The following is a 23,991-nucleotide window of genomic DNA, read 5'->3' on the forward strand; positions in this document are numbered from 1 at the left end:
GGCGAGCCCCGAGGAGCCCGCGATGACCGCAACCCGTTTCACGGCCAGCAGAGCGCGCCGGGCGTCATCGGCCCTTCGCCGGCCACCGCGCGTGTCGCGACGCCCGCCGGGACCAGGGCCTGAGCTGAGTCGACCATGACATTGCACGGCATCGTCGCCGCCCTGGGCGGCGATCTCTATTCCGGCGGACGGCGCGCCAATGTCCCCGCGCCCGGCCATAGCGCGCAGGATCGTTCGGTCTCGCTGCTGCTGACCGACAACCGGGTCGTCATTCACGGCTTCGGCGGGTCGGACTGGAGGACCGTCCGCGATCAGTTGCACGACCGGGGCTTCATCGACGTCGCCGGCCGATTGACCGGCGGTGGGCCGCCGGGTCCGCCGGTCCCAAGGCCCGATCCTCGTCTTCGTCTCCAGACGGCCTCGGATCTCTGGGCCGGTTGTCGGGGGCTGGATGGGGGCGGCCCCGCCGATCGCTACCTGCATCGGCGCGCCGTTCAAGCCGTCGCCGCCGCGTCGAACCTCGGCTTCCATCCGGAAACGCCGATCTCTGTCTACCGACCCAGCGGCCGGGGTCGCCCCGCCCTGATCGCGCGGATCAGCGACAGAGAGGACCGGCTGACGGCGGTGGAGCTGACCTATCTGGACCGGAACGGGCGTCTCGCCTCGGGCCTGCGACTGACGCGAAAGACGGTCGGTCTGGTTCCGGCCGGCGCCGCCGTTCGCCTGGCTTCGGCGGCTGCGGAGATGCTGGTCGGGGAAGGCGTTGTCACGACCCTGTGCGCCATGGACCGCTTCCAACTTCCGGGTTGGGCCCTGATGGCGGCGAACAACCTCGCGGCCTGGACGCCGCCCGCGCGGGTGCGCCGCGTGCTGATCGCCGCCGACCGGGGAGCCGCGGGCGAGGGCTGCGCGGCGCGGCTTCGACGCCGCCTCGTGCCCGGCGGTCTGGAGGTCCGTATCGTCCTTCCAGACCCGCCGTTCGGCGACTGGAACGAGGTGGCCGTCGCCGCGGCGAAAGGAGAGGAGCGAGGGTCTTGATGGGCGCCGGAGCGGCGGGGATGGGCCCCGATGCCCGGCAGGAGAGTCCCCATGACCGACCTTGTTCCTGTCAGCATGCCCGCGGTCGTCGTCGCGCGCGACGAACGCACCGTCCGCCTCGGCGACATCGGCATCGCCCGCGAGAATCTGCGATTCAATGAGCCGCCGGATGACGACATCCCGACCCTGGCCGCCACGATGAAGGCCGCCGGCCAGCTGCAGCGCCTCACCGTCCGCCCCGGCCGCGGCAGAAAAGAGGAGCCCTGGATGGCATTGGACGGCCGCCGTCGTCGCCTGGCCCTGGGCTTGCTGCTGGACGCGGGGGAGATCGACGAGACCTACCCGGTCACGGTCTATGTCGAGACCGATCCGGCTCGCCAGGCGGCGGCCGTCCTGTTGACCAACACGGCCGTGCCCGTCCATGTCGCCGATATCATCGCCGCCATCGGCCGGATGCTGAAATCCAGGCTGACGGTGTCCGTGATCTCCCGGGCTCTCGGTTACGCCGAGATCGACGTCAAACGCCTGGCCGCCCTGGCCGGGCTGCCGCCGGTCGCCCTCGCGGCCCTGAAGGCCGGGCGCATGACCCTCAAACAGGCCCGGCTGCTGGCCCGTCTGCCGGACAAGGCGGAGCAGGCCGAGCTCGCCGAGGCGGCGCTGGACGGGCATGGATTTCAGGATTGGCGCATCACGGAACGGCTCGACGAAGGGCGGGTCACCGCCCGGGACCGCCGCTGCGCCCTGGTGGATTCGGTCCGCTATGGAGAAGCCGGCGGCCGCACCGAGGCGGATCTGTTCGGGGAGCTGGCGCCCGTATTGCTCGATCCCGACATCCTGACCGACCTGTGGATCCGACGGGCGCGCGCCATCGCCGCCGTCTTCGAGGCTGAGGGGATCGCGGTGCATGTCACCGCCGGACCCGAGCCTGAACTGCCCGACGACCTGGAAGCGCTGGGCTATGTCTACGGCGGCCAGCTTCCGGCTGAAGACATGGCGCGTTACCGGGCCCAGCGCGAGGTGTTCAATGAGCGGGCGGAGACGGCCCGGCGGGCTCTCTCGGAGGCCGGCGACCCCGAGACTGTGGACGCCGCCATCATCGCCATGATCCGCGCCCGGGTGACGGCGGACCAGACGGGTTGCGGCGGGCGGGTGGTGACGACGATGGTGATGTGGCCCGCCTCCGGCACGGGCGTCGATGTGCGCTGCTACACGCCCGAGGAACCCGAGATCGAGGAGGACGGTTCGACCGGGAGCGGTCCACCGGACCAGGCGTCGGCTCCGCCGGCCTATGTCCCTCCCGAAGTGGCGGCGCCCGCGCCGGAGATCGACGGCGTCAACCATGCCCTGCACGCCGTGCGCACCGACGTCGCGACGCGGGGACTGATCCGCGCCCTGGCCGATGACCCGGGCGCCGCCCTGACCGCCTTGATCGCGCGCCTGTTCACCGTTCTGGTGCTGCGCACCCATGTGGCGCGCCCGGACTCGGCTCTGGCCATCCTCGCCACCGGCTTCAATCCGGCCGGCGGGCGGGTGATCGAACCCCTGGACGGAGAGGTGCGCCAGCGGCTCGACGATCGCCGCGCGACCTGGCAGGCTTCGGGCGAGACTGTCATCGCCTGGGTTCATGCGCTGCCGCATGGCGAGAAGATGGGTCTGCTGGCCGAACTGACCGCGATCAGCCTCGACGTCCGCGAGGAACGCACGACCCTGATCCGGCGCAGCGCCCGCGCGGAAGCGGCTGAACTGGCCGCACTCTGCGCGGCGGACGTCACCCTGCACTGGACGCCTGACGCGCCCTTCCTTCAGCTTCACTCGAAGGGGCTGCTGCTGGGGATGCTCGAGGCCATGGGGGCCGAAGACGACCGCGCCAGGTCGCTGAAGAAGGCCGAACTGGTCGACTGGGTCGCCGAACAGGCGGCGTCGCGGACCTGGGCGCCGGCCGGCCTGTCCTGGGCGGGCTCGCCGCAGGACGATGCCGACGAAGCTGACGACCGGCCCATCGACGAGCAAGACCCTGCGTTCGACGACGACGGGGTTGGGGCGTTCGCCGTCACCCCGGCCGGTGAGGCCGCGCTCGATCCCGCCGCCGCCTGACCGCCAGTCTTCCTGACGGACGCCGCCCCGGCTCAGCCGGGGCGGCGTAGTCGTGCGAATCCCTGGCGCGGAAAAGGCGAGGAAAGGGCGGGGCGAGGCGAGCCTGCAGGACCGGGAGGGAGGCGCCCTCCGCTCCAGGCTGCCGGAGCCTTCGCCATGTCCTCGACCCCCAACCTGTCCCTGTTCGCCGATCCGGCCGCCGGCGATGCCGCCGCCAATATCCTCGCTGCCGCCCGGGCGCTGGCGGCGCATCTGGCGCGGTCCCGTCCGCTCGACCGCAAGCTCGTCGCCGCCATCATGACGACCGCGTTCGGCGGGTCGGACGCCGAGGGCGTCTGGGCCTGGCGCGACGCCTATGACGCGATAGAGGCGGCGACGGTCCTGCAGGTCCGGCGTCTCGCGCCCCAGGTCGGTCGTCTGGAAGACGCGCCGGCGGAGATCACCGCCCTGCTGGCCGCCGTCTCGGCCCTCGGGCTGACCCAGTCCCGGCGCAGCGAGGCGCAGGTCGCGTTCGATCAATTCTCGACGCCGCCGCATCTGGCCGCGCTCGCCGTCCTGGCCGGCCAGGTGCGTCCCGGCGACCGCGTCCTGGAGCCCTCGGCCGGAACGGGCCTCATCGCCTCGGTCGCGGAGGCCTGCGGTGGGCTGCTGAGCCTGAACGAGCTCGCGACCGGTCGGGCCGACCTCCTCGACGGGCTCTTTCCGGGCGCGGACCGGACGCGCCACGACGGACGCCATATCCATGACCTGTCCGCGGGCTCGGGCGAATTCGACGTGGTGGTGTGCAATCCGCCGTTCTCGAACCTGGCCGCCCATCTGACGGCGGCCCTGAAGGCCCTGGCCGACCATGGCCGGTTGGCCGCGATCGTCCCCCTGAACGCCCTGACGGACGCCGCGCTGCTTCGCCGCCTCTGCGAGGTCGGCGCCGTCGTGAGCCGCATCGCCTTGCCGTCCGGCGGTTTCGCCAGACATGGGACCTCCGTGGAGACCGGCCTGCTGGTGATCGACCGCGCCGGGGGCCCCGCGGGCGCCGCGCCGCTCCAGACCGCCGACGACCTGCAGAGCGCGGCGCGGATGATCGGGGCGATGCCGCCGCGGATCGGCGCCAGGCCGCGAACGCGCCTGCCGGTGACGATCGACGCCCTGCTGGGACCCCGCGCGCGGGGCCTGGCCTTGCCCTCGCGCCGGCTGGCCTTTCTGGCTGGGGCCGCCCCCCTGGCCTATGAGGTTCGCGCCTGGACGGGGGAGGGGCGCGATGTCGGGCTTTACCAGGCCTACGCCCTGGCGCGGATCGTTCTGCCCGAGCCCCGTCCGCATCCTTCGCCTCTGGTCGAATCCGGGCCCATGGCCTCGGTGGCGCCGCCGGCGCCGACCTATCGACCTGTCCTCCCGCCGGCCATGCGCCACCAGGGCTGGATCTCGGACGCCCAGACCGAGATGGTCATCTATGCCGGCGAGGCCCACGCCGCGCATCTGCCCGGACGGTGGCGGCTTGACGCGGCGCCCCACCATATGGTGCTCGCGCCCGAGGACAGTGAGGATGCCGTCCAGCTGCGGCGCGGCTTCTTCCTGGGCGATGGCACCGGCTGCGGCAAGGGCCGCCAGATCGCCGCCGTCATCGCCGACAACCTGAGCCAGTCCCGGGTGCGCGCGCTGTGGCTGTCGCGCAACGACGCCCTGCTGGAGGACGCGCGGCGCGACTGGACGGCGATCGGCGGCGGCGCTCATGACATCGTGCCGCTGTCGAGCTGGAAACAGGGCGACGCCATCCGGCTCGACCGGGGCATTCTGTTCACGACCTATGCGACGCTTCGCCAACCGGCGCGTGGCGCCCGTCAGTCGCGACTCGACCAGATCATCGCCTGGCTCGGCGCGGAGTTCGACGGCGTCATCGCCTTCGACGAGGCCCATGCGATGGCCAATGCCGCGGGCGGCGGCAAGGGCGCGCGCGGAGCGAAGAAGGCGTCGCTGCAGGGGATGGCCGGTCTGGCGCTGCAGAACCGACTGCCCGATGCGCGGGTCCTCTATGTCTCGGCGACCGGCGCCACCACCGCCGAGAACCTGGCCTATGCCGCCCGGCTGGGCCTGTGGGGCGGGCCGGAGGCGCCCTTCATGTCGCGGGCGGACTTCCTGGAGGCCATGGACCGGGGCGGGGTGGCGGCGATGGAGCTGGTGGCGCGCGAACTCAAGGCGCTCGGCCTCTATGTGGCGCGGAGCCTGTCGTTCGAAGGGGTCGAATACCAGCCGCTGGTTCATCCCCTGACGTCCGACGACATCGCGATCTGGGACGCCTGGGCCGACGCATTCCAGCTGATCCACGCCAATCTCGCCGAGGCCTTGAAGGCCGTCGGCGTCAACGACGAGACGGGCAAGCCCAGGAGCGGCCAGGCGGCCTCGGCGGCCCATTCCGCTTTCGAGGGCGCCAAGCTGCGCTTCTTCGGCCATTTGCTCGCGGGGCTGAAGGCGCCGAGCCTGGTGGCCTCGATCCGGGAGGATCTGGGCCACGATCGCTCGGCCGTGGTCCAGATCGTCTCGACCAATGAGGCGGTGATGGAGCGGCGGCTGGCGTCCGTCCCGCCCGAGGAATGGAACAACCTTTCGATCGACATGACCCCGCGCGAATACGTCCTCGACTATCTGCGCGAGGCGTTCCCGATCCATCTGATGGAGGCGGTCGAGGGTGAGAACGGCGAGGTCACCCTGGTTCCGGTCATGGACCGCGGCCGCCCGGCCGTCAGCCAGGAGGCGCTGGCCCGGCGCGAGAGCCTGATCGAACGGATGGCCTGCCTGCCCGCCGTGCCGGGGGTGCTCGACGCCCTGCTGGAGGCCCTCGGCGCGGACGCAGTCGCCGAGATCACCGGGCGGTCCCGGCGGGTGGTCGTGCGCGACGGACGCAGGCTGGTCGAACGGCGCGGCGCCTCGGCGGCCCGCGCCGAGACCGACGCCTTCATGAACGGCCGCAAGCGGGTGCTGATCTTCTCCGACGCCGGAGGCACCGGACGCAGCTATCACGCGGACCTGTCGGCGGCGAACCGGCAGCGACGGGTCCACTATCTGGTCGAACCGGGCTGGCGGGCCGACGCCGCCATCCAGGGCCTGGGCCGCAGCCACCGCACCCACCAGGCCTCGGCCCCGCTGTTCCGGCCGGTCACGACGGACATCCAGGGCGAAAAACGCTTCACCTCCACCATCGCCCGCCGGCTCGATACGCTCGGCGCGCTCACGCGCGGCGAGCGCCGGACGGCCGGGGCGGGCCTCTTCCGGGCCGAGGACAATCTGGAAAGCCCATGGGCGCGACGGGCCCTACTGGTCTTCTACGGGGCCCTGGCGTTCGGCGAACTCGCTGCGATGACGCTCGAGACCTTCATGACCAGGACGGGCCTCAAGCTGCTCGACGCCGACGGCGGGCTCAAGCCGTCCGACGACCTGCCGCCGATCCACACCTTCCTCAACCGCCTGCTGGCGCTGAGGATCGCCGACCAGAACGCCCTGTTCGAGGACTTCGACCGCATTCTCTCGGGAATCCTCGAGCGCGCCGCCGCGTCGGGGGATCTGGACCGCGGACTTGAAGACATCGAGGCGGAGGAGTTGGCGGTTCTGCACCAGGAAACCATCCGAACCGACGTCTCGACGGGCGCTGAAACCGCCCTGGTGACCTTCTCGCTCAAGGTTCGTCGCGACATCCTGCTCTCGCATGACGCGCTGGCCCGGGCCGCCGACATCGCCCATCAGCTGGTCGTCAACGCCAAATCCGGCCGGGCGGCGGTCGCCGAGCTCGGCCTGACCACCGCCACGGACGAGGACCGGCTGGTCGCCGCGGTTCGCCTGATCCGGCCCGATGGACGTCAGACCCTGCCGGAGAGGACCTTCGAGGAATCGGCCTGGAAGCCCGCGGCGACTGACGAATGGCGCCGCGTCTGGGATGAGGACGTGGCGGGAACCGACCCCTGGCGGACGCGCGAGCTCACGCTCGCGACCGGTCTGCTGCTGCCGATCTGGGGTCGTCTGCCCGCGCGCGGTTGTTCTGTGCGTCGGGTCAGGGCGCCGGACGGTCGGCGCTGGCTGGGGCGTGTGCTGGACCAGGTCCAGGCCCGGAGCCTCAAGGCGAGCCTCGGCCTGACCGATGTCGGCGAGGCGTGGTCGGACGGGGCGAGGACCGCCGCCACCTTGCTGGATCGCAACGTCCAGCTCTCGCTGGAAGGCGGCCTGTGGCTCAAGCGGTCGCGGGTCATGGACCGCTGGCGGATCGAGGTGGTCGGTGGGCGGACGGACCGCGACGCCCTGGTCGCGCTCGGGTGCTTCGTCGAGATCATCGCCTTTACGCCCCGGGTGTTCGCGCCGACGGATCGGCCTGAGGTGGTGGAGGCGGTGCTGCGCCGCCATCCCGTCCAGACCGTCCTCGACGGAGCGGCCGCCTGAGACATGCGCCGGGCGGGGCGGAGGCCCCGTCCGGGCAGGAGAGGACGGAGGAAGGGAGGTCCCGGGTGAAGCGGCATTGGGGAGATCGGCTCCCCGGCGCTTCGGATCAACAGGAGACTGACATGCAGACCATGGTGTTCACCGGCCGGTTGGCGGCCGACCCCCAGATCAGCCCGGACTTTGCCAAGGCGGTGTTCCGGCTGCTCGAAAAGCGCGGCGTCGATGCCGCCGGCAAGGACCGGCTCGTCGGGGTCAATTGCGTCAGTTGGTCGAAGGGGCTCAACGAGAAGGTTATCGCCCGCGGACTGGCCCAAGGCTGCGAAGCCGTCGTCGTCGGCGCCTTCATCGACACGGCCTACGCCGCCAAGGACGGGACCGAACGCACCGCCAAGGAACTGGTGGTGAACCGGCTCACCGTCCTCGACTGGGCCGAGGCCCGCGACCCCGACACCGTCGACGCCCGCGAAACCGATCGCGCCGCCGCCTGATCCTCAACCGAATCCCATCTTCAGGAGACTGACCATGCAAACCCTCACCCTCGAAGGCTATCTGGCCGCCGACCCGTCCATCCTGTCGGCCCAGGGCTCGGGCAAGAAGCGCGCGAGCTTCCGCGTGCTGGAGACCACCCGCTTCCGGCGCGCCGACGGCACGCCGGGCGAGCGCACCACCGGCTTCAACTGCATCTGCTTCAACGAGGCCACGGCCGGGAAATATATCGAGGCCTTCGCCCGCAAGGGCAGCCGGGTCGTGATCCAGGGCCATGTCGAGAACGACACCTGGACCGGCAAGGACGGGGTCGAACACTACGATCTGCGTCTGATCGTCGGCGACATTCGTCTGAAGAACCGGCGCGACCGGCCGTCGGCGGACGACGGCGCCGCCGACCGGCAGGTGCAGGAGCCGGCGAGCGGATACGATCTGAACGACGACATCCCGTTCTGATCCGTCGGCGAAAGGCGGAACGGCCCGGCGCGCGAGCGTCGGGCCGTTTCTGTGTGGGGACCGGGAGGATGAAGCGAGGCCGGGCGCGGGCGAGCCGATTGGGCTCGCTGACACCGGAGTTCCGCCATGACCGCCTCCGCCTGGACCGACGACCGCGTCGGTCGTCTCAAGACCCTCTGGCTCGAAGGCCGTAGCGCCGCACAGATCGCGCGCGATCTGGATCACGGCCTCACAAGAAGCGCGGTCCTGGGCAAGGTCTATCGCCTGGGCCTGTCGGCCGCTCGGCCGCCGGCCTCAAGGTCCGCCGGCCTCGCCGCGCCCCCGGTCGCGCGTCGGCCCTGGCCGGCCCGGCCCGCGCCGCCGCCGGGTCCGGCGTCGTGCCCACCGCGCCGGGTGGATGCGCCGTCTCATGGGACGGCGACCATCCTGTCCGTGCGTCGGCGCGATTGCCGCTGGCCCTACGGCGATCCCGGAGACCCCGGCTTCGCCCTGTGCGGCAGGCGGATCGCGAGGGGGGCCTTCTGCGCCGCGCATGCGGAGATCGGCTACCGTCCCGTCCGCCAGAGCGCCGAGAGTCTGATGGCCCTCGCGGGTCTGGACTGAGACGCCGCGTTGCTGAACTCCCCAGTCCGGTGCCATCACGGCGGCCTCGACACCCGAGGCCGCCGTTGGTCTGCTTTCGGCGCCCCCGCGAAGGCGGGGACGAGCTTCAAGAGCCGGGGACTCGTCCACGTGCGCGGCGGACGGGGTCCGCCGCCTTCCAGCACACCGGTCCCGGATGGGCGACGGCGCGCCGTCGCCGGCAAGCGAACCGATGCGTCTTTGTCCGTATCGGCGCGACGGCGCCGAGTTGTGTCCTCGCCCGAAGGCGGGCGAGGACTTGCCCCCACACAACGCCCTCCGATTTTGTCACAGCACCCCGGAAGTCAACGGCTGCGCCGTTCCCCTCCACGGACGGCCAAGCGGCCGCCCGCTCCGGTGACTGCCGGGGACCCCGCTGTGGCCAAAACCGGGGTCGTTGCGCATGGGGCGCTCGACAGTCTCAAGGAATGGTCCAATGACCCGCTTCAACACCTCATCCTCCGCCTTCACCCCGACCTCCGACTCCGCCCTGGGCAACCTGTCAGCCTCCATCGAGGAAGGCGGTCCGCTTCCGACGGACGACGCCCTGGCCCAGCTCGGGCGCGCGCTCATGACCGAGCTTCTGGACGTGATCTCCGACACAGCCTTGGAGGACTTCCAGACGATCCTCGGAGAAGCCCTGATCGGCGCCTTCCATTCGGCGGCCGGGCGGATCGAACGCGACGCGGATAGGGCGCGCGATACGATGCGATCGCTCGATCGGGACTTCGACGGATCGGAAGCGGCCGACGTCGAACTGCAGGACGCCACGGCGAAAGCCCGGGCAGGCGATGCGGCGACGCAGGCCTGCGAACTGATCCGGGACGCGGCGTCGCAAACCTGGACGGTCGCGACCGGAGAGGTCTGGACGGCCTGGCGCGGAACACGGCGCGGCACGCATCTGACGGCGGCCCAGCTGGAAGCGAAACAGGCGATCCGGGCGATCCGCAACCGGAAATCCGGAGAGGCGGATCCGGGCGGTCCGGTCATCGCCTTCAGAGGGGCTCCGACGGCGGATACCCCGGAAGACGCCGGGCGGATCTTCGACGCCCTGAACTGGGCGAAACAGGAGTGGCCCGACATGGCCCTGGCGACGACCGGGGCGAAAGGCTCCGAGAAGCTGGCGATCAAATGGGCCCAGCAGAAGGGGGTGAAACTGATCCTCGCCCGGGCCGACTTCGACACCCACGGCAAGGCGGCTCCGTTCCGGGCGAACGACGAACTGATCGCGCTCGAGCCTGAGGTCTGCCTCACCCTGGTGCATTCGGTGGATCGGGCGCGGGCGGACCAGCGGCCGTTCGGACCGGCGCTCAACCTCGGACAGAAGGCGATAGAGTCCGGGCTGCGGCACGTCCCCATCCGGGCGCGCGCGGCCTGATCGATCGAGACTGCCATCAACGACCCGCTCGGCTTCGGCCGGGCGGGTTTTTGTTTGTCGTCCGGGGCCTTCCCGCGATCCGTGAAGGGGCCTCGGTGATGACGAGACGACGGACCCGGGCTGTCATGATGCGGTTTGGTCGGATGTGCGGATGTATGACGGCAGTGTCTGGAAATCTGCGAAAAGGGGTTGAGGGCAAGATAAAAGGGGGTGTTTGGCGGTTCCCGTTTTTCGTATTCTCTCCACGGGTTAGCGGCGTGGGTTCGGGCTCCGGACGACTTGCGGTGAGTTGTCGGCCCGGGACGGCGTCGGCGGCCTGATCGGAGGCGTCGAATGCTCATCCGTGAAGCCATCCAGTCCCGTCTGATGGAGGGCGCCGGACAGGATCCCGAGGCGCTCCATGTCCGGCTCCCGCTGTCCCTCAAACCCGACCGGGTGAATGTCCGGACCGGCCTGTTCCAGCGGCTGGCGAGCTCGCGCGCCTTCGCCCTGGGGGATCGTTCAGGCGTGCTCAGGGCGGCGCAGGGACGCTCGGGTCGGGCCTTCCGGCTGGACGTCCGGCAGAAGGTGATCGTCAAGGCGCTGGTGTCGCGCCATGTCGGCAAGGGCGCCGAACGGGCGGCGGCCCTGGGCAAGCATGTCGCCTACCTCGGGCGGTCCGGCGCGGGGGCCGAGGGCGCGCGACCGGAGTTCTTTGATCGGGATCTGGACGGCGTCCAGCCGGCGGTCGAGACCCAGGGCTGGAGCCGGGACCGGCATCATTTCCGCTTTATCATCTCGCCGGAGCACGGCGACCGGATCGAGGACCTGAAGGGCTATGTGCGGGACGTCATGGGCCGGGTCGCGGCGGACCTGGGGGAGCCGGATCTGAAATGGCTGGCGACCTGTCACTACGACACCGACCAGCCGCACGCCCATGTGCTGGTGCGGGGGCGGCGAGGGGACGGCCGCGACCTGGTCATTCCGCGCGACTACATGGGCTACGGCTTTCGGGCGCGGGCGCAGGAGGCGGCGCAGGAGCGGCTCGGCGACCTGTCGCGGGTGGAGGCCGAACGCCGTGTCTGGCGGGAGACGCAGGCGGATCGGTTCACGAGCTTCGACCGGCGGCTTCTGGCGGCGGTCGACGGGGATGGGTTGGTCGATGACGGTGTCGGGGCGAGCGACGCCTGGGCGGCGCTGACGCGGGGGCGGTTGCGGCACCTTGAAGGGTTAGGGCTCGCGGCGAGGACGGGGCGGCGGTATCGGCTCGATGGCGATATGGAGACGAAGCTGCGCACGCTGCAGGCGCGGCGGGACATCATCCGGACGCTGAACCAGCGGCGGCTGGAGGGGGCGAAGGAGGTGCGCCCCCTGGGAACGGAGTGGGTGCGGGGCGTGGTGGTGAAGACCGGGTTTCACGACGAGGCCGGGGCGGCGCCGTTCGTGGTGGTGAGGGACGCGGGCGGGGTCGAGCACTATGCGCGGGTGAGGATGGGAGACGCCGCGAGGGTTGGGAGCCGGATCGCCTTGGCGCCGATGTCGAACGGGTTGGCGCAGGTGGTCACGGGCAGGGGAGATGAACTGGCTCGCTGAGACCGCTTGTGACTCAGAGCAGACCTTCCAACCGTCCGCATTGAGACGTTGCAACCGGAATACCGCTAACAACTGAGAATCGTGAGTCGCCCGGAGCTATCGATCTCGATCGGCGTGGACCAGTGATCAACCAGGATTGGTGTGGGGTCCTCCAAGAGCTCGGGCGTGCAATACACCTCCGCCCTAAGGTCGCTGAGAAACAGGCAGATCGGCGCCATGAGCGGCTTGCCCAGTTCATGGAAGACCAGATCGACCTTCACCTCCAGCCAGCGATCACGATTGGCGAAGCCCGCAAAGAGGCGCGCGTGGGAACCGTTGTCCAAGAGTATCGAAGAACCATGCATGGCGGTGATCGCGTGCAAGATCAGGAAGGCGCGCGCGGCGGCGAACTGTTCAACGTCGTCGGTCCCCATAAGGTCGTGCTGAACCAGAAGCTCGGTCAGTTCCCGATGCAACTGGTCACCCGAGAATGCCGGCCGCCAGACGAACCGGTTGCCGAAGAAGCTGAACGCCGCCCATTCGGATTCCGCAACTTCCTTCTTCTCCCGAACCTTGACGATCGCCCGCTTCAGGCGGGCGGCCGCCATCTGGCGAGACGAGCCCAACCCCGCTCGAATCTGAGCATCGCTGGCGAGGCGCAGATTGGCCTCAGCCGCGCGGATGAAGTCGTTCGGTCCGACGTCGAGCCGACGCAGGGTCAGGCTCCAAACATCGAAACTGGTGAACACGTCGCGGCCGACTTGGGTGATCAGCCCCTTTTCCCGCCGATCGCGGTGCGCGATGAAGTCACCGATCTCAAGCACCGCGGGGCAGCGTCGGGCGCGATCGCGCAGGCCGAGATAGAGACGATCGAGATCGTCAGTCCTACGTCCGCCTTGCAGCAGGCGCCGGACCCGCATCCGGAGGTCTTCGTCCGCCAGGGTCGTCATATCAGGGGCAGCCACCATCGGGTGCAAATGACGTGAGGCAGGGGCACGCCGGCCGGCCGCAGGATGTCCCAGATCACCTGCGGCGTGTTCGGCGCATAGAGCAGTTGGGGCGGAAGGGTTTGGAACACCTCCTCGGAAACGAACACCGAATACTGACCCTCCCGGATGTTGCTGAGTTTTGCGGCCACGTTCGGCGCTCGACCGATCCAGACAAGGTCGTTGTGAGCCCTGATCCCGCCCCGCACGACGCTGACCTCGCCGCAGTCAATCCCGACGGCCTGACCCAAGCGATAGCCGCCGGTGACGAACATCGGATAGTGCGACTGGAACAGCGGGACGAGGACATTGGCGAACGTCCAACTGATCTCCATCCCGGCCGAGACCGCGCGGAAGTTGGAATCACCGCCCACGAACACCGCCATGATGCGATCCCCGTCGAAGCTGCGGATCTCGCCGCCGCGTCCGACGATCAGGCGTGCGCATAGCGCCAGATAGGCTCGAAACAGACGGGCTGACGCCTCCCGGTTGGCCATCGCGATGACGGTCGAATCCGCCAAGTCCGCGTAGAGCATAGTCGCATACATATCGACCCGTCCGCCGTTCAATGCGACGGAGTCGGTGGAGGGTACGGCGATGCCGGTCCGCGTCGACCACGGCTGGTGCAGGACGCCGGTTACCTCCTGCTCGATGCTGTCCTTCCGGTTGGCCATTCAAAGTCCGGGCAGCTTCCCGTCACTCGCGACGCCGAGCGCTAGCAGAGCGAGCCAGAACGGAATGGCGGCGGCCGTGAGCAGGAACGCGGAGCGCGACCGTTTGAACTTCTTGTCTAGGATTTGGGCGTTGCGCCAGACTTGGCAGAGGGCGTCGTCCGCCATCTCCGACGACGTCGCGTTCTTGATCCTCGCGCGATATTCCTCGGCGGTCAGCCGTGCGATGTCGGCGAAATAGAGCACGGAGGCGCGTGGGTTCTTCAGGTGGGGATAGAAGGCCGCATAGAGGTTGATCATGCTGAAACCGAGCAGGACGGTCGCGATGAAGCCGCTCACGCCCGCCGACGACCGGAGCGCGCCGAGAGGCGTCGCTACGGCGACTGAGCCTAGAAGAGCCAGGTTGACAGCGAACAGGAAGGACGCCTTGCCCTCGACGCGGCCGAAGAACGTCTGCAGCCGGTCGAGCTGCGCCAGGGCGGCGGCCGTGACGTCGGAATCGGTCGGCTGCGGGGCGGACGGGGGCGTCATTTCACCTCGGCCAGTGACGAGCGGACGCCGAGGTCGGCGATCAGGCCGCTGATTTTGTCGATCACGGGCCCCAGGGCGATCGGAAGATCCCGTGACGTGGCGCCGGTGCGATAGGGGAGGGGCGTCAAGCCCTTGAAGTCCGAAGGGAGCCTCACGTCCTCGGACTGCGGGACGAGCAGCAGTGTGCGGTGGCGGCCCAGCCGGGACATGAAGAAGCCGAGCTCGAAAATGACGTTGTCGCGGGGCGTGGTCGACAGACGGTCGCGGGACAGCACCAAGTCGTCCGGCTCGGCCAGGGCGATCCCGAAGTCCGCCAATCCGACCTGCTCCTCCAGCGCCTCGATCGGATAGGACCCGGGAGCGAAGATCTTGTCATCGCTCCAGATCACCACCTCGGCGTCGTGTTCGAGCCCGACCCGGATAGCCCTCCCGATCGGCAGGGCTTCAGCGGAGCAGATAACGAAGATGCGCGGCCGGGTGTTCACCCGATTTACGAACTGGTTGCGCTGCTCAAGCCGCTCAGCCAGCACTTGGGCGATCTCGCGCCAGATCAGAGGATGTTCGCGTCCGACCTCGGCCAGATGCGTGTGGCTGACCTTCCAGGCGATGGTCGGCTCGATTGCCTCTATGGTCGCGGCGCGGCTGATATGTGGATTGATCGCTGACATCTCGCCGACGGTCACGCCTTTCTCGCGCGGATACAGCCGGACCTGGTTGACGATTATTTGGGCCTTGCCTGCGAGCAGGAAGTAAATCTCCCGATCGGCGCCGCCCTGCTCGATGATGGTCTTGCCGGGGGCGAATTCGACCAACTCGCCCTTTCGAGCCAAGGCCGCGGCGATTTCTCGATCACTGACGATCCGTTGGATCATCAATGCGTCGATCAGGTCACCCGGCTGTTCGAAACGGGATTTCAGGGACATGGGATCTCCGATCAGATCAGTCGAATGACGGGTTTGGTTTCCGGGCGTCCGAACCATCGGGACAGCCATCCGCGCGGCCGCTTCGCAGGATCGTCCTCGGGCCGGGGCGCGACCAACAGGGTCGCCGGCTCCATCGTGTCGCCCCGAAAGGCGAAGGCACTCAAGACCAAGCGACGTTCAGCGCCGAGGCGCACGATGAGGAGGATCGCGAACGGAGGTGCCGAGGGCCCGTCGTTGACGATCTCGTGCATCTGCAGCAGGTCCGTACCACTGGGCTCGGTCGAGAACGACGGATGGGAATGCCATTCGCCGAGATAGTTGAAGCGATCGTAGGCGTCGCCCGTGCTGGCGAAGAAGGCGTCCAGGAATCCCCTGTGGTGAGCGGGACGTCGCACGAAGCAAGCGTTGTCGCCGCCGTGGCGCTGGACCGACAGATCGGCGATGCGGAAGGTGTTCCGGTCGAGATGCTCGCCAACGAGCACGCCTCCAATCTCTCGGCGGCCTGCCTGGGCCAGCTCTCGCGTGAGGCGCGCGACGGTATCAGGATGGATCTGCAGCTTCATCCTGAAGATCCTTGATCATCCTGCAGAGGAGCGCGGCGCCGGCCGCTGACGATTCGGCGGAGGGCGGCGGGGCCGGCGCCTCGGGTCCGCCGAGGTCGATGACCTGCGTATGGAAGGGTTGGGTGAAGACCCACGCTTCGCGCAGGCCAATCAGATAGGCTGAGTTTGGAAACGCCGAAGGGGAGGTCTCGGTCAAGAGGTCTAGGGCCATCCTCGCGGCGTGCGCTGCGATCACCGCCACGTCGGCGTCGTCCGCGATCAGGGGCTCGGCCTCGCCATTCGACTCATAGGGCCTGTCGGCGCGCGGCGGCTTCGCGCCCGTTTGGGCGCACCAGGCCTCGATCATGGCGCGCGCCGTCTGGGGGGAGGGGTCCAGATCCGGGCGGAACCGGGCGACGAGGCCACCGATGCCACCCGCGAACACCTCCAGCCAAACCAGCGGCTTGTGCGCCACGCTGACGACGCCGGAGAGTAGGTTGAAGACCGCCGGTTCCGCGGTGGCGTCAATGATCAAATCGCACTGTTGCAGGCTGTGCAGCACGCCATCCGCGACGCCGCTCGCCTCTTGGGCGGCAAGACGCTTGATGTGGATGTCCACCTGGATGCCGGGCGCGGCCAGGTCGGCGCGTCGGGCGACGCCGCGCACCTTGTGCTCCCCCATGACCGTCCAGTCCAAGTCGTTGCGGACCAGGTTCTCCGGCAAGAGGATGTCGTCATCGACAAGGACCAGTCGGCCGACGCCCGCGCGGGCGAGGGTGACCGCGATCTTGCTCCCGGCCGAGCCGCAGCCGACGACGCCGACCGACTTGCCAGCCAGGTCGCGATAGGCGCGCGGCAATCGGCCGGCGCTCTTGGCGGCGACGACGGTTATGTCATAGGTCTCGTCGGCATCCTTGCTGAACATCCGCAAATGCGCACCGGCGTCGTCCCAGGTCAGCAGGAGGTCCATCTTCGGTTCGCCGTCGTCGCTCGGCGCGTGATAGCCGTGCGTCGCCATGAAATCGCGCAGATCGGAGGCGGTGGTCGATCGCGGCGCGACAACCCCATCTGGCAGACGCCAAACCTTCGTCGCGTAGAGGGTGTTGTTCGCCCAGAGCGCGCGTGGCGCCGCCGGGTCGGTCCACTCTTCGCCGTCATCTGGGATGAGATGAACCGGGGCGAGCGTGTGCTGCTTGTCGTTGTCGGTCCACAGCAGCTTTGCATTGAGCGTCGACCCCGGCGCCAATGACTCCATGTGCTCGGCGAAAGTCTCGGTCACGACCATCCGGAAGGACTTGAAGCGCAGACCCTGGCCGAGCGTCATATCGTGCCGGCTGGGCACCCGGCCGGGCCGGTCGCCCTCAATCGTCGCTTCGCCCGATAGCAGGCGTTCGGTGCTTTCAACCATGTGGGCGCCGGTAAGGTCAGGCGTCCAGTTGTCGGCCCCCCACTCCAGGCAGAGCTCCCCGCCAGACCCGTATTGGTGACCGGACCAGGATTCAGGCTCAGCCGGCAGGACGGAAGGTGGCGAGGACGGGAAGGTATGCGGATAGCGAAGGCGCGCCGCGAAGGTGCGGCCGGCGGCGGTGATCTCGAAATTAATGCAGAGCCGGCCGCCGTCGTCCGGTCGCAGCGCGCCGAGGTCGAGCCACGAAACCCGGCTCGCTAGGGCGACCAAGGCCTCATGCTCCTCGGCGAGCCGGTGCGGCGCACTCAGATACCAGATCGTCACGCAAAGCCCGCCGGTTTGCTCGGCTCTGTGCGTCGGTTGGCGAAGGCGTACTCGGCGGCCGGAGCGGCGCTGGTCTGGACCAGGCTGCCCGCGGCGCCCGCCGCAATGGACTTGGCCATCGCCTTCGATGCCTTGGCGGTCTCGTCGAGGCGACCTGCGAGCTCGTCGACCGCAGTGTCGTACACCAGATCCGATCGCTTGCGGTCTGAGCCGAACATGGCCTGGACGGCGCCGGTCGCCGCGTCGTAGGCCTCTTCACCGATAGCCGTCTGGTCGCCGGTGCAACGTTGCTGCTCGGCTTCGGAGCTCAGGACGTTGCGACCGACAGCGCACCGGATCATCGCCCCCTTCACGCCCAGCCGCGTGAGGGCGATCGGTCCCAGCTCGAAGCCGATCGCCAGGCCCAGGTCGTGTCCGTCTGAAAGAATGCCGTCGTCTTCGAGCGCCTCGATCGCCAGATCGAAGCCGCTCCGGATTCCGGCCGCGCAGAGAACGGCGGTGCTGACGCTCCCTTCCAGATCGGTCGTCTGGGCGGTCCCTTCGCCCAGGACCCCGTGCACGCAGTCGCCGACGAAACGCACCTTGCGACCGCCGAAGTCCTGGTCGAGGACCGCGTCCATCTCGCTGCGCAGGACGTGCAGGACACGCACCACGTTTCGGGCGGAATCGTCATCGCACACGCCCGCGGCCACGAAGTCGGTGAAGCCGTCGATATCGGCGTAGAGGGAGATCGCGTCTTGGCGCCGGCTGCTGGCGGGGGACAGCAGTTCGAAGTCCAGGTTCGAAAAGGGCGGCGTGTGTCCCGAGAAGCTGAACTTGCCGATCGGATTGCCTTCGAGATCGGCGCGCCAGGCCTTGATGATCTGATCGGCGGTGATTTCCAGCCCAGTTTGGTCCTGGCTGTCCGTCACCTCTGTCGCGGACAACGGCGTACGATCCTCCACGACATCGTCCGCCAGATCGATGACGTTCCGAGCGGTGTTGGTCAGGTAGATGCCGGCGGTCACGCCACCGCCAGCTCGCTTGGCCGCGAGGTTGGCGGGCGCACCCAGGAAGAGCGGCTCGGCATGTCCACGCCGGCCGTTGCAGACCGCAAGGGCCACGCCGCTGTCGATCCCCACGCGCACATTGGCAGCCGGGATGATCTCGTCGCCTTCCTCACCGGTCTGGGCCAAGACGTCGATGATCAACTGGGCGACGGCGACGGCCCGGTGAATCCGGCCCGCCTCGTCGCCATAGGGCTTTGCGATCACGGCGTGCAGACGCTGGTTATGGAAATCGACCTCGATGGCACCGACGGCGGCCAGGATGCGGTGAACCGCCCGGTAATGGAGGTTCAGGAAGCGCAGGGTGCGCTTGTGGCAGAGCACGCCCTCGATCTCGGTTGTGGCCAGCATGTCGCCGAGGTTTTTGATGTCGACGTAGATGTGGACGCCGTTGACCCGGTAGGCCTTGGTCCGGGGCAGGGAGGACAGGTCGGTGTCGCGGACGTAGTCCTTGATTTCGACGGTCTCGACTTCTTTCAGTCGCGTTGCGATGCGCTTGGCTGCGCGTGTGCTGTTCCAGGTATGGGCCGCCATTGGCAGGACCTCTTTCTAATCTTCGCGTGGGGGGACGGGCGCGCAGACGAACCGCGGCCCTTGAGGCTGGGGAGACCGGTCGGCGCACCGACGGGTCGTCTGGGATCGGTCAGGTCTGCGTCACGTCTTCTCCCCACCAGTGGTGCGATGAAGACTCGTCAGAGTTGAAACGACCCGCCCCCAAGCCTGTGGTGTTGTCGCCCGTGGGCGCCACGTCTAAGGATCAGATCGCCGATCTCCAACGAGTCGGCCCTGGAGAGAGGCGGCTTGCCTGCACCGGCAAAGTTCAGCCGGCCGTCTCTCTCCACCTTCAACGGCGTGAGCCGTCGTATTCCCAGTCTCCCGCAGCCGTCGAGCGCGCGAACGCGAGCGGCGATCAGCCGGAAACTCTCACTGTGCGGAGGATCGGGAACAGCCCAAGCGCAGCCGCAAGCTCCTCGCTAGACCGAGTCGCGGCGCGCTGGAAGGACGATTTACACGTCCTGTTAACCCATCCCCAGAACTGCCGTGATTCGTCCCCGCCGTCGAGCAAAAACCCAGATGTTGTGGTTCAGAGGCCACGCCATCCCATCATGATGGGGTGCGAGCGTCACCGTTCAAGGGGCAGGCGATGTTTTTGTGCGACGGTGTTCGTCCAAGGCTGGCGTGCGTTGGTTGACACGATCCGGCTGAGTTATTGTCGGATCCATGAATGCCACCCCCTCCGACGACCGCCCCGGTCAGCGTTTCCAGAACTTCATCGCCACGCTCGAGCGCATGTTCGCCCACAAGGACGACGTGAAGGTCGATAGTCCGCTCAGGCTTCGCGACAAGGACACCAAGCGCCTTCGCGAGCATGACGTGGTGATCACGCGCACCACCCACCACGGCCCGAACCTGACGGCCATCGAGTGCAAGGACCACGGACGTAAAATCGGGGTCAATGACGTCGAGGGGTTCTCGAAGAAGTGCGAGAAGACCGGAATTCATCACGGTATCATGGTGTCGGCTAGTGGCTTCACCGACACCGCGCGGGTGAAGGCCAAAGCTATCAACATAACCCTCATGGATCTGACCCAGGCCGAGAGCTTCGAATGGATCGGTCAAGTCACGATCATCGGCCAGATCCACAACTACAGGCGGATCGACATCCATGTGAACTTGGTCATCCCGTTGCAGATCGCCGGACCCTTCACGATCCATGACCCCGACGGGAATGAGTACCGGGGCGACGGTGCCCAGTCGTTTCTCATGCGCGAAATACCGCACGAAGAGCTTCCAGAGCCGGGCGTCTACAAGGAAGGGAGTATGACTGCACCGGCTGACCAGTTCTGGATCATCGACGCCAATGGCCAGCGACACGACGTGACTTCGATCACCTTCAACTATGGTCTGGAGATTGAACGCACTGAACAGCCGATCACACTTCACAACTACCTTGGCGAAGATGCCGCAATGGAGATCGCCAGCGGCCAAATCTTCTTTCCAGGCGGTTCCGCTACCCTCGCGCTGGTGAGGCACAAGGACGGCGAGGTCAGCGCCGCAGTGCACACCAAGGGTGCGACTGACCACACGGTTCAAATCGGCGATGGTCCCCGGCGAGCGCCGATCATTCCTCAAAGCTGATCCGGAACGTCCGCTTCTCACACTGCGTTCGCGCCTACAAATGGCTTAGGTGGCGCAAATTTCCAGCTATGCTGGTGTTCGGGAAATCGGCTCCGCATAGTCGCACAATGAAGCGGTTCGACGAGATCGAGGAAAAGCACGGCAGCTCGCCCGTCGTGACCGATGATCCGACCCACGCCGGCAGTGGCACCTTGATCCTGGATGGCGAGAAATCGCAGGCGGTCCTGTTGTCTGACGACACTTTGATGGGCAGTTCCGACGACGACGGGTGGTTCGCGCTGCGGCTTAAAGGGCCGAACGGCCGACCCATACTGCTCCACAACGCCCTACTGACAAGTTCAACGCAGCACTCCAGCCGACATGGCCAGATGTATGAGGAACATATCTATCCCAACGCGGTCATTCTCGGTTCGGATGCTCTCCTGCCTGGAAACAAGATCCCGTCGATCGCCTTTACGATGCGGGATCTGGGTTTCTTCTTCCACTATCAGCACGTCGAGTCTCACTACCTCTTCGAGCCCGCTAAAGAGGTAGTCGCGGCCCTCAAGGGTCTTCGCGGCAAGAAGGACCGCTCATACGACCTGTTCAAGCCTCGGGAGCTTTTTGTCGTCCACCAGTTTCCACGGGTGCTGAGCTTCAAGGTCGCCGGCCACAGGTACGAGATTTTCGTCGGTTCGCAGAAAGCCGGGCTCGGGTGGAAGAAGATCGATTTTCAGACCGACCCCATCGCCACCATTCATTTCGCTAAGCCCCTTGGCATTGAGGACGCGATGGATCTGGCTTGGCAATGGAGGCGCTATTTTGGAACCTTGGCCCTTCGCCCGATCCCTTGGACCTCGTTGACGGCCCGATCTGGAAGCGGCCGCGCTATGCGCGAAGCGGAGTTCTACCTACCCAATCATGATAGCGGCGCGGTGGATCGGGAGGCTCCATTTTCATTCTGGCTGGGCAATATTCCTCTTAACCGCTGGGCCGAGCGAAACGCCCTCGCCGCCGTTATGCAGACGTGGGTCGAGCGGGAGGGCGCACGCTACCGCCTACGGGGCGCGATTCAGACCGTTGCCAAGAATTTTCGGCGAGGGACGTCGCTCGATGACATCGTGACGCTGTGCGCGGGGATTGAAAGTTTGGGGGAGTTGAAAGGCCAACCCGCTCTCTCTTCCGATCAAACCAAGGTCATCGCCGACGGTGCGATTGCCGCCGCCAAGGTGAACGGGATTGAGGTCGAGGACGCGCGGCTACGGGGGGTCATCGGAAGTTTGCAGAACCAGAGCCTTGGCCAACGGCTGAAGCTGATGTTCACGGCCTTGGAACCGGCCCTATCAAAGTCGCAGGCGAAAACACTGATCGCCTCTGTCATGGAACTGAGGCAGGTCGCCGCCCATGGTCTGTCACCAGTTGCAGACGTTATGCCGAAAGCCGGACCGACGGTGGAGGCGTTTGCTTGCGCTTGCGCCCTCTACGATCTGGTGACCTGCGGAATGCCGATCAGAAGCGCCTCCGACCAACGTGTCGGCCTTCTCACCCACGCAGCTTGGGCGATCGCCGAGCTGGAAAACATCAAGAGGCGAGCGAAACCTCAAGTGTAAACCTCCCGATACGCCTATCCCAGCGCAGGCTGGAGGGTTCTCCTCATGCCAACTGACGGAGCCGTTCAGCACACGAGAAATCCAAGGTCTCCGTGGACATCCGAACAGCATACTGAATGTCGTGTCTTCGGCCGAGGGCGCGAGTCCGCTCCTGGCGCTCTGAGGCCTTAAGGGCCAACCGCTGTTCGTGGTTCAAAGCAGCGGCTCAGAAAGTCTGTCGTCGGCCAACCCGTCCAGGCCCGCTGCTTCGACCGCCGCTGACTGAAAGCAGCGGCTTCGGGGACGTCAGGCCCCCGTCAGCTTCAATGCAGAGATTTCCGTCAGAACGGAGATCCCCAATGTCAGATGCCCCCGCCCCTTCGGTTAGAACCATCAAAACCTGGGACTCTGGCGTGCGCCTGTTCCACTGGCTGCTCGTCGCCTCAGTCGCCCTGGCCTTCCTCTCGTCCGAGGAAGAGAGCGCGCTGTCGGCCTGGCATATTCCGGCAGGCTGGGTCGCGGCGGTCCTGATCGCCTTCAGGCTGATCTGGGGGATCGTCGGGGGGGAACACGCCCGCTTTGCGAACCTGATCCGCCCGTCAAGGATGGCGGGGCACGTCAGCGGTCTCTTCGCCGGCCGGGTGCACGCGTCGCTGGGCCATAATCCGCTGGGCGGTATCGCTGTGCTGGGGCTGCTCGGCCTGACGGCCGCGACGGTCTTCGCCGGCGTCACGGGCAGGGAAGAGTCTCACGAGGTCATAGCCTGGACCCTGCTGGCGATGATCGCCCTGCACGTCGCCGCCGTTATCGCCATGTCCTTCCTGTCGAGAGACAATCTCATAGGCGCCATGATCACGGGACGAAAGAAGACCACCCATTTTCCCGATGCCCAAGACGCCGCGCCGCCGCTTCGTCTCGCCGTGCCGCTGGCCGTTCTGGTCGTGGCCGGCTCCGCCTGGGCCGCGACCCGGATCGACCCCGCCGCCTTCACGCCCGGCGCGCGGGGCGAGGCTGGAGAAGGCTCCGGGGGTGCGGAGGCGGAAGAAGCGTCCGAGGTCGATGAAGACTGAGCGAGGCCCGGCGGCCTCAACGCCCGAACGACGACGTCAGGACGCGGTCGGTTCGGGGCCGGTCCGTAGCGAGCGAGGGAAAGCTGAGGATGAGCTCAGACTTGTCCTCGCGGCTGTCGATCCGTCCACCGTGGGCCGCCATGATGCGCGAGACGATGGCCAGCCCCAATCCTGCCCCGCTGCTGCTGGCGTGGTCGCCCCGGCGATAGCGTTGGCTGAGTTCGGCCAGATGCTCCGGCGCGAGACCCTTGCCTCCGTCGATCACCGAAAGCCTCGCTCCGGGGCCGGCGGTGACGGTGACCGCGCCGCCGGACGGAGTCACACGCAGCCCGTTTTCCACCAGGTTGCGGAGCGCCGCCGCAATGGCTTCCCGACGGCCTTCGACCACGGCCGCCCGGTCGAGCTCTAGAGCCAGGGACTTGTTTTCGCCGACCGCAAGCGGGGCGTAGTGCGAGACGATTTCCGTTGCGATCTCCGCCAGGTCCACCTCGGTCCCGGCCGCTGGCGCGGCCGCCTGAGCGTCCAGTTGCGCGAGCACCAGAAGCTGGTCGACGAGGCGGGACATGGCGGCGACGTCCCGCTTCAGCCTTCGCCCATCGGCGGTGTCCAGCCTGTCCAGCTCCAGCGCCAGCACGGCGAGGGGCGTTCTCAACTCATGGGCGACATCGGCGGCGAAGGCCTCCTGGCGGCTCGCCGCCTCGTCAAGCCGCGCCAGCAGGCCGTTCACCGCGTCCGCGAAA

At 67.7% G+C, this 23,991-nt stretch carries 19 protein-coding genes; 11 read left to right on the forward strand and 8 right to left on the reverse strand.

Features of this window, described 5'->3' with window-relative positions; translation table 11 throughout:
• The first annotated feature begins 135 nt into the window (after positions 1–135).
• The 8 genes from VN378_RS14710 to VN378_RS14745 all read left to right on the forward strand — a co-directional run bounded on the left by VN378_RS14710 (position 136) and on the right by VN378_RS14745 (position 12,064).
• Positions 136–1,038, forward strand: a complete 903-nt coding sequence (locus tag VN378_RS14710) for a toprim domain-containing protein (RefSeq protein WP_154726856.1) — start codon at positions 136–138, stop codon at positions 1,036–1,038.
• 51 nt (positions 1,039–1,089) lie between these two features.
• Positions 1,090–3,132 carry a chromosome partitioning protein ParB gene (locus tag VN378_RS14715; RefSeq protein WP_325744312.1) on the forward strand — a complete coding sequence of 681 codons (2,043 nt, stop codon included), beginning with the start codon at positions 1,090–1,092 and terminating at the stop codon, positions 3,130–3,132.
• A gap of 156 nt (positions 3,133–3,288) precedes the next feature.
• Positions 3,289–7,551, forward strand: a complete 4,263-nt coding sequence (locus VN378_RS14720; protein ID WP_325744313.1) for a strawberry notch family protein — start codon at positions 3,289–3,291, stop codon at positions 7,549–7,551.
• A 122-nt stretch (positions 7,552–7,673) separates the two neighbouring features.
• Positions 7,674–8,039, forward strand: coding sequence for a hypothetical protein (locus tag VN378_RS14725; RefSeq protein WP_325744314.1), 366 nt, complete (start codon positions 7,674–7,676; stop codon positions 8,037–8,039).
• A 34-nt stretch (positions 8,040–8,073) separates the two neighbouring features.
• A complete protein-coding gene (locus VN378_RS14730; RefSeq protein WP_292062230.1) occupies positions 8,074–8,493 on the forward strand; it encodes a single-stranded DNA-binding protein in 420 nt (139 codons plus the stop codon).
• A 126-nt stretch (positions 8,494–8,619) separates the two neighbouring features.
• Complete coding sequence (locus VN378_RS14735; RefSeq protein WP_292062229.1) at positions 8,620–9,096, forward strand: GcrA family cell cycle regulator; 477 nt, start codon at positions 8,620–8,622, stop codon at positions 9,094–9,096.
• A 454-nt stretch (positions 9,097–9,550) separates the two neighbouring features.
• Complete coding sequence (locus VN378_RS14740) at positions 9,551–10,492, forward strand: DUF2493 domain-containing protein (RefSeq protein WP_325744315.1); 942 nt, start codon at positions 9,551–9,553, stop codon at positions 10,490–10,492.
• Between the two features lie 333 nt (positions 10,493–10,825).
• The gene (locus VN378_RS14745; RefSeq protein WP_325744316.1) at positions 10,826–12,064 is read left to right on the forward strand and encodes a DUF3363 domain-containing protein; all 1,239 of its coding nucleotides are present in this window, start codon (positions 10,826–10,828) and stop codon (positions 12,062–12,064) included.
• Between the two features lie 65 nt (positions 12,065–12,129).
• Here VN378_RS14745 and VN378_RS14750 read toward each other — a convergent pair whose 3' ends face one another.
• From VN378_RS14750 to VN378_RS14780, 7 genes are read right to left on the reverse strand one after another with little or no spacing between them, the layout of a single operon-like run.
• The gene (locus tag VN378_RS14750) at positions 12,130–12,993 is read right to left on the reverse strand and encodes a hypothetical protein (RefSeq protein ID WP_325744317.1); all 864 of its coding nucleotides are present in this window, start codon (positions 12,991–12,993) and stop codon (positions 12,130–12,132) included.
• The gene (locus VN378_RS14755; RefSeq protein ID WP_325744318.1) at positions 12,990–13,703 is read right to left on the reverse strand and encodes a hypothetical protein; all 714 of its coding nucleotides are present in this window, start codon (positions 13,701–13,703) and stop codon (positions 12,990–12,992) included. Before VN378_RS14755 ends, VN378_RS14750 begins: the two co-directional genes overlap by 4 nt.
• Positions 13,704–14,231, reverse strand: coding sequence for a Pycsar system effector family protein (locus VN378_RS14760; RefSeq protein WP_325744319.1), 528 nt, complete (start codon positions 14,229–14,231; stop codon positions 13,704–13,706).
• On the reverse strand, positions 14,228–15,154 hold the full coding sequence (locus VN378_RS14765) for a TIR domain-containing protein (protein WP_325744320.1): 927 nt from the start codon (positions 15,152–15,154) through the stop codon (positions 14,228–14,230). Before VN378_RS14765 ends, VN378_RS14760 begins: the two co-directional genes overlap by 4 nt.
• A gap of 11 nt (positions 15,155–15,165) precedes the next feature.
• Positions 15,166–15,717 (reverse strand): Mov34/MPN/PAD-1 family protein, encoded by a 552-nt coding sequence (locus VN378_RS14770; RefSeq protein WP_325744321.1) that lies wholly within the window; start codon positions 15,715–15,717, stop codon positions 15,166–15,168.
• Complete coding sequence (locus VN378_RS14775) at positions 15,695–17,428, reverse strand: ThiF family adenylyltransferase (RefSeq protein ID WP_325744322.1); 1,734 nt, start codon at positions 17,426–17,428, stop codon at positions 15,695–15,697. The genes VN378_RS14770 and VN378_RS14775 overlap by 23 nt, the downstream gene beginning before the upstream one ends.
• Complete coding sequence (locus VN378_RS14780) at positions 17,425–19,008, reverse strand: adenylate/guanylate cyclase domain-containing protein (RefSeq protein ID WP_325744323.1); 1,584 nt, start codon at positions 19,006–19,008, stop codon at positions 17,425–17,427. Before VN378_RS14780 ends, VN378_RS14775 begins: the two co-directional genes overlap by 4 nt.
• A 687-nt stretch (positions 19,009–19,695) precedes the next feature.
• Between VN378_RS14780 and VN378_RS14785 the strand changes: the two genes are divergently transcribed.
• The 3 genes from VN378_RS14785 to VN378_RS14795 all read left to right on the forward strand — a co-directional run bounded on the left by VN378_RS14785 (position 19,696) and on the right by VN378_RS14795 (position 23,251).
• The gene (locus VN378_RS14785) at positions 19,696–20,613 is read left to right on the forward strand and encodes a restriction endonuclease (protein WP_325744324.1); all 918 of its coding nucleotides are present in this window, start codon (positions 19,696–19,698) and stop codon (positions 20,611–20,613) included.
• A 107-nt stretch (positions 20,614–20,720) separates the two neighbouring features.
• The gene (locus VN378_RS14790) at positions 20,721–22,202 is read left to right on the forward strand and encodes a hypothetical protein (protein ID WP_325744325.1); all 1,482 of its coding nucleotides are present in this window, start codon (positions 20,721–20,723) and stop codon (positions 22,200–22,202) included.
• A 338-nt stretch (positions 22,203–22,540) separates the two neighbouring features.
• Positions 22,541–23,251 (forward strand): cytochrome b/b6 domain-containing protein, encoded by a 711-nt coding sequence (locus VN378_RS14795; RefSeq protein ID WP_325744326.1) that lies wholly within the window; start codon positions 22,541–22,543, stop codon positions 23,249–23,251.
• A gap of 16 nt (positions 23,252–23,267) precedes the next feature.
• On the opposite strand, the gene VN378_RS14800 is transcribed toward VN378_RS14795, so the two are convergent.
• A partial coding sequence (locus tag VN378_RS14800) for a sensor histidine kinase (RefSeq protein WP_325744327.1) occupies positions 23,268–23,991 on the reverse strand: 724 nt, incomplete at its 5' end.

Origin of the sequence: Brevundimonas sp. (assembly GCF_035561115.1) — a bacterium.
Taxonomy (GTDB): domain Bacteria; phylum Pseudomonadota; class Alphaproteobacteria; order Caulobacterales; family Caulobacteraceae; genus Brevundimonas.

Bases quoted from the DNA above. Each gene is read 5' to 3' on its own strand.
- VN378_RS14710 (WP_154726856.1), top strand. From the start codon at position 136: ATGACATTGCACGGCATCGTCGCCGCCCTGGGCGGCGATCTCTATTCC.
- VN378_RS14715 (WP_325744312.1), top strand. From the start codon at position 1,090: ATGACCGACCTTGTTCCTGTCAGCATGCCCGCGGTCGTCGTCGCGCGC.
- VN378_RS14720 (WP_325744313.1), top strand. From the start codon at position 3,289: ATGTCCTCGACCCCCAACCTGTCCCTGTTCGCCGATCCGGCCGCCGGC.
- VN378_RS14725 (WP_325744314.1), top strand. From the start codon at position 7,674: ATGCAGACCATGGTGTTCACCGGCCGGTTGGCGGCCGACCCCCAGATC.
- VN378_RS14730 (WP_292062230.1), top strand. From the start codon at position 8,074: ATGCAAACCCTCACCCTCGAAGGCTATCTGGCCGCCGACCCGTCCATC.
- VN378_RS14735 (WP_292062229.1), top strand. From the start codon at position 8,620: ATGACCGCCTCCGCCTGGACCGACGACCGCGTCGGTCGTCTCAAGACC.
- VN378_RS14740 (WP_325744315.1), top strand. From the start codon at position 9,551: ATGACCCGCTTCAACACCTCATCCTCCGCCTTCACCCCGACCTCCGAC.
- VN378_RS14745 (WP_325744316.1), top strand. From the start codon at position 10,826: ATGCTCATCCGTGAAGCCATCCAGTCCCGTCTGATGGAGGGCGCCGGA.
- VN378_RS14750 (WP_325744317.1), bottom strand. From the start codon at position 12,993: ATGACGACCCTGGCGGACGAAGACCTCCGGATGCGGGTCCGGCGCCTG.
- VN378_RS14755 (WP_325744318.1), bottom strand. From the start codon at position 13,703: ATGGCCAACCGGAAGGACAGCATCGAGCAGGAGGTAACCGGCGTCCTG.
- VN378_RS14760 (WP_325744319.1), bottom strand. From the start codon at position 14,231: ATGACGCCCCCGTCCGCCCCGCAGCCGACCGATTCCGACGTCACGGCC.
- VN378_RS14765 (WP_325744320.1), bottom strand. From the start codon at position 15,154: ATGTCCCTGAAATCCCGTTTCGAACAGCCGGGTGACCTGATCGACGCA.
- VN378_RS14770 (WP_325744321.1), bottom strand. From the start codon at position 15,717: ATGAAGCTGCAGATCCATCCTGATACCGTCGCGCGCCTCACGCGAGAG.
- VN378_RS14780 (WP_325744323.1), bottom strand. From the start codon at position 19,008: ATGGCGGCCCATACCTGGAACAGCACACGCGCAGCCAAGCGCATCGCA.
- VN378_RS14785 (WP_325744324.1), top strand. From the start codon at position 19,696: ATGAATGCCACCCCCTCCGACGACCGCCCCGGTCAGCGTTTCCAGAAC.
- VN378_RS14790 (WP_325744325.1), top strand. From the start codon at position 20,721: ATGAAGCGGTTCGACGAGATCGAGGAAAAGCACGGCAGCTCGCCCGTC.
- VN378_RS14795 (WP_325744326.1), top strand. From the start codon at position 22,541: ATGTCAGATGCCCCCGCCCCTTCGGTTAGAACCATCAAAACCTGGGAC.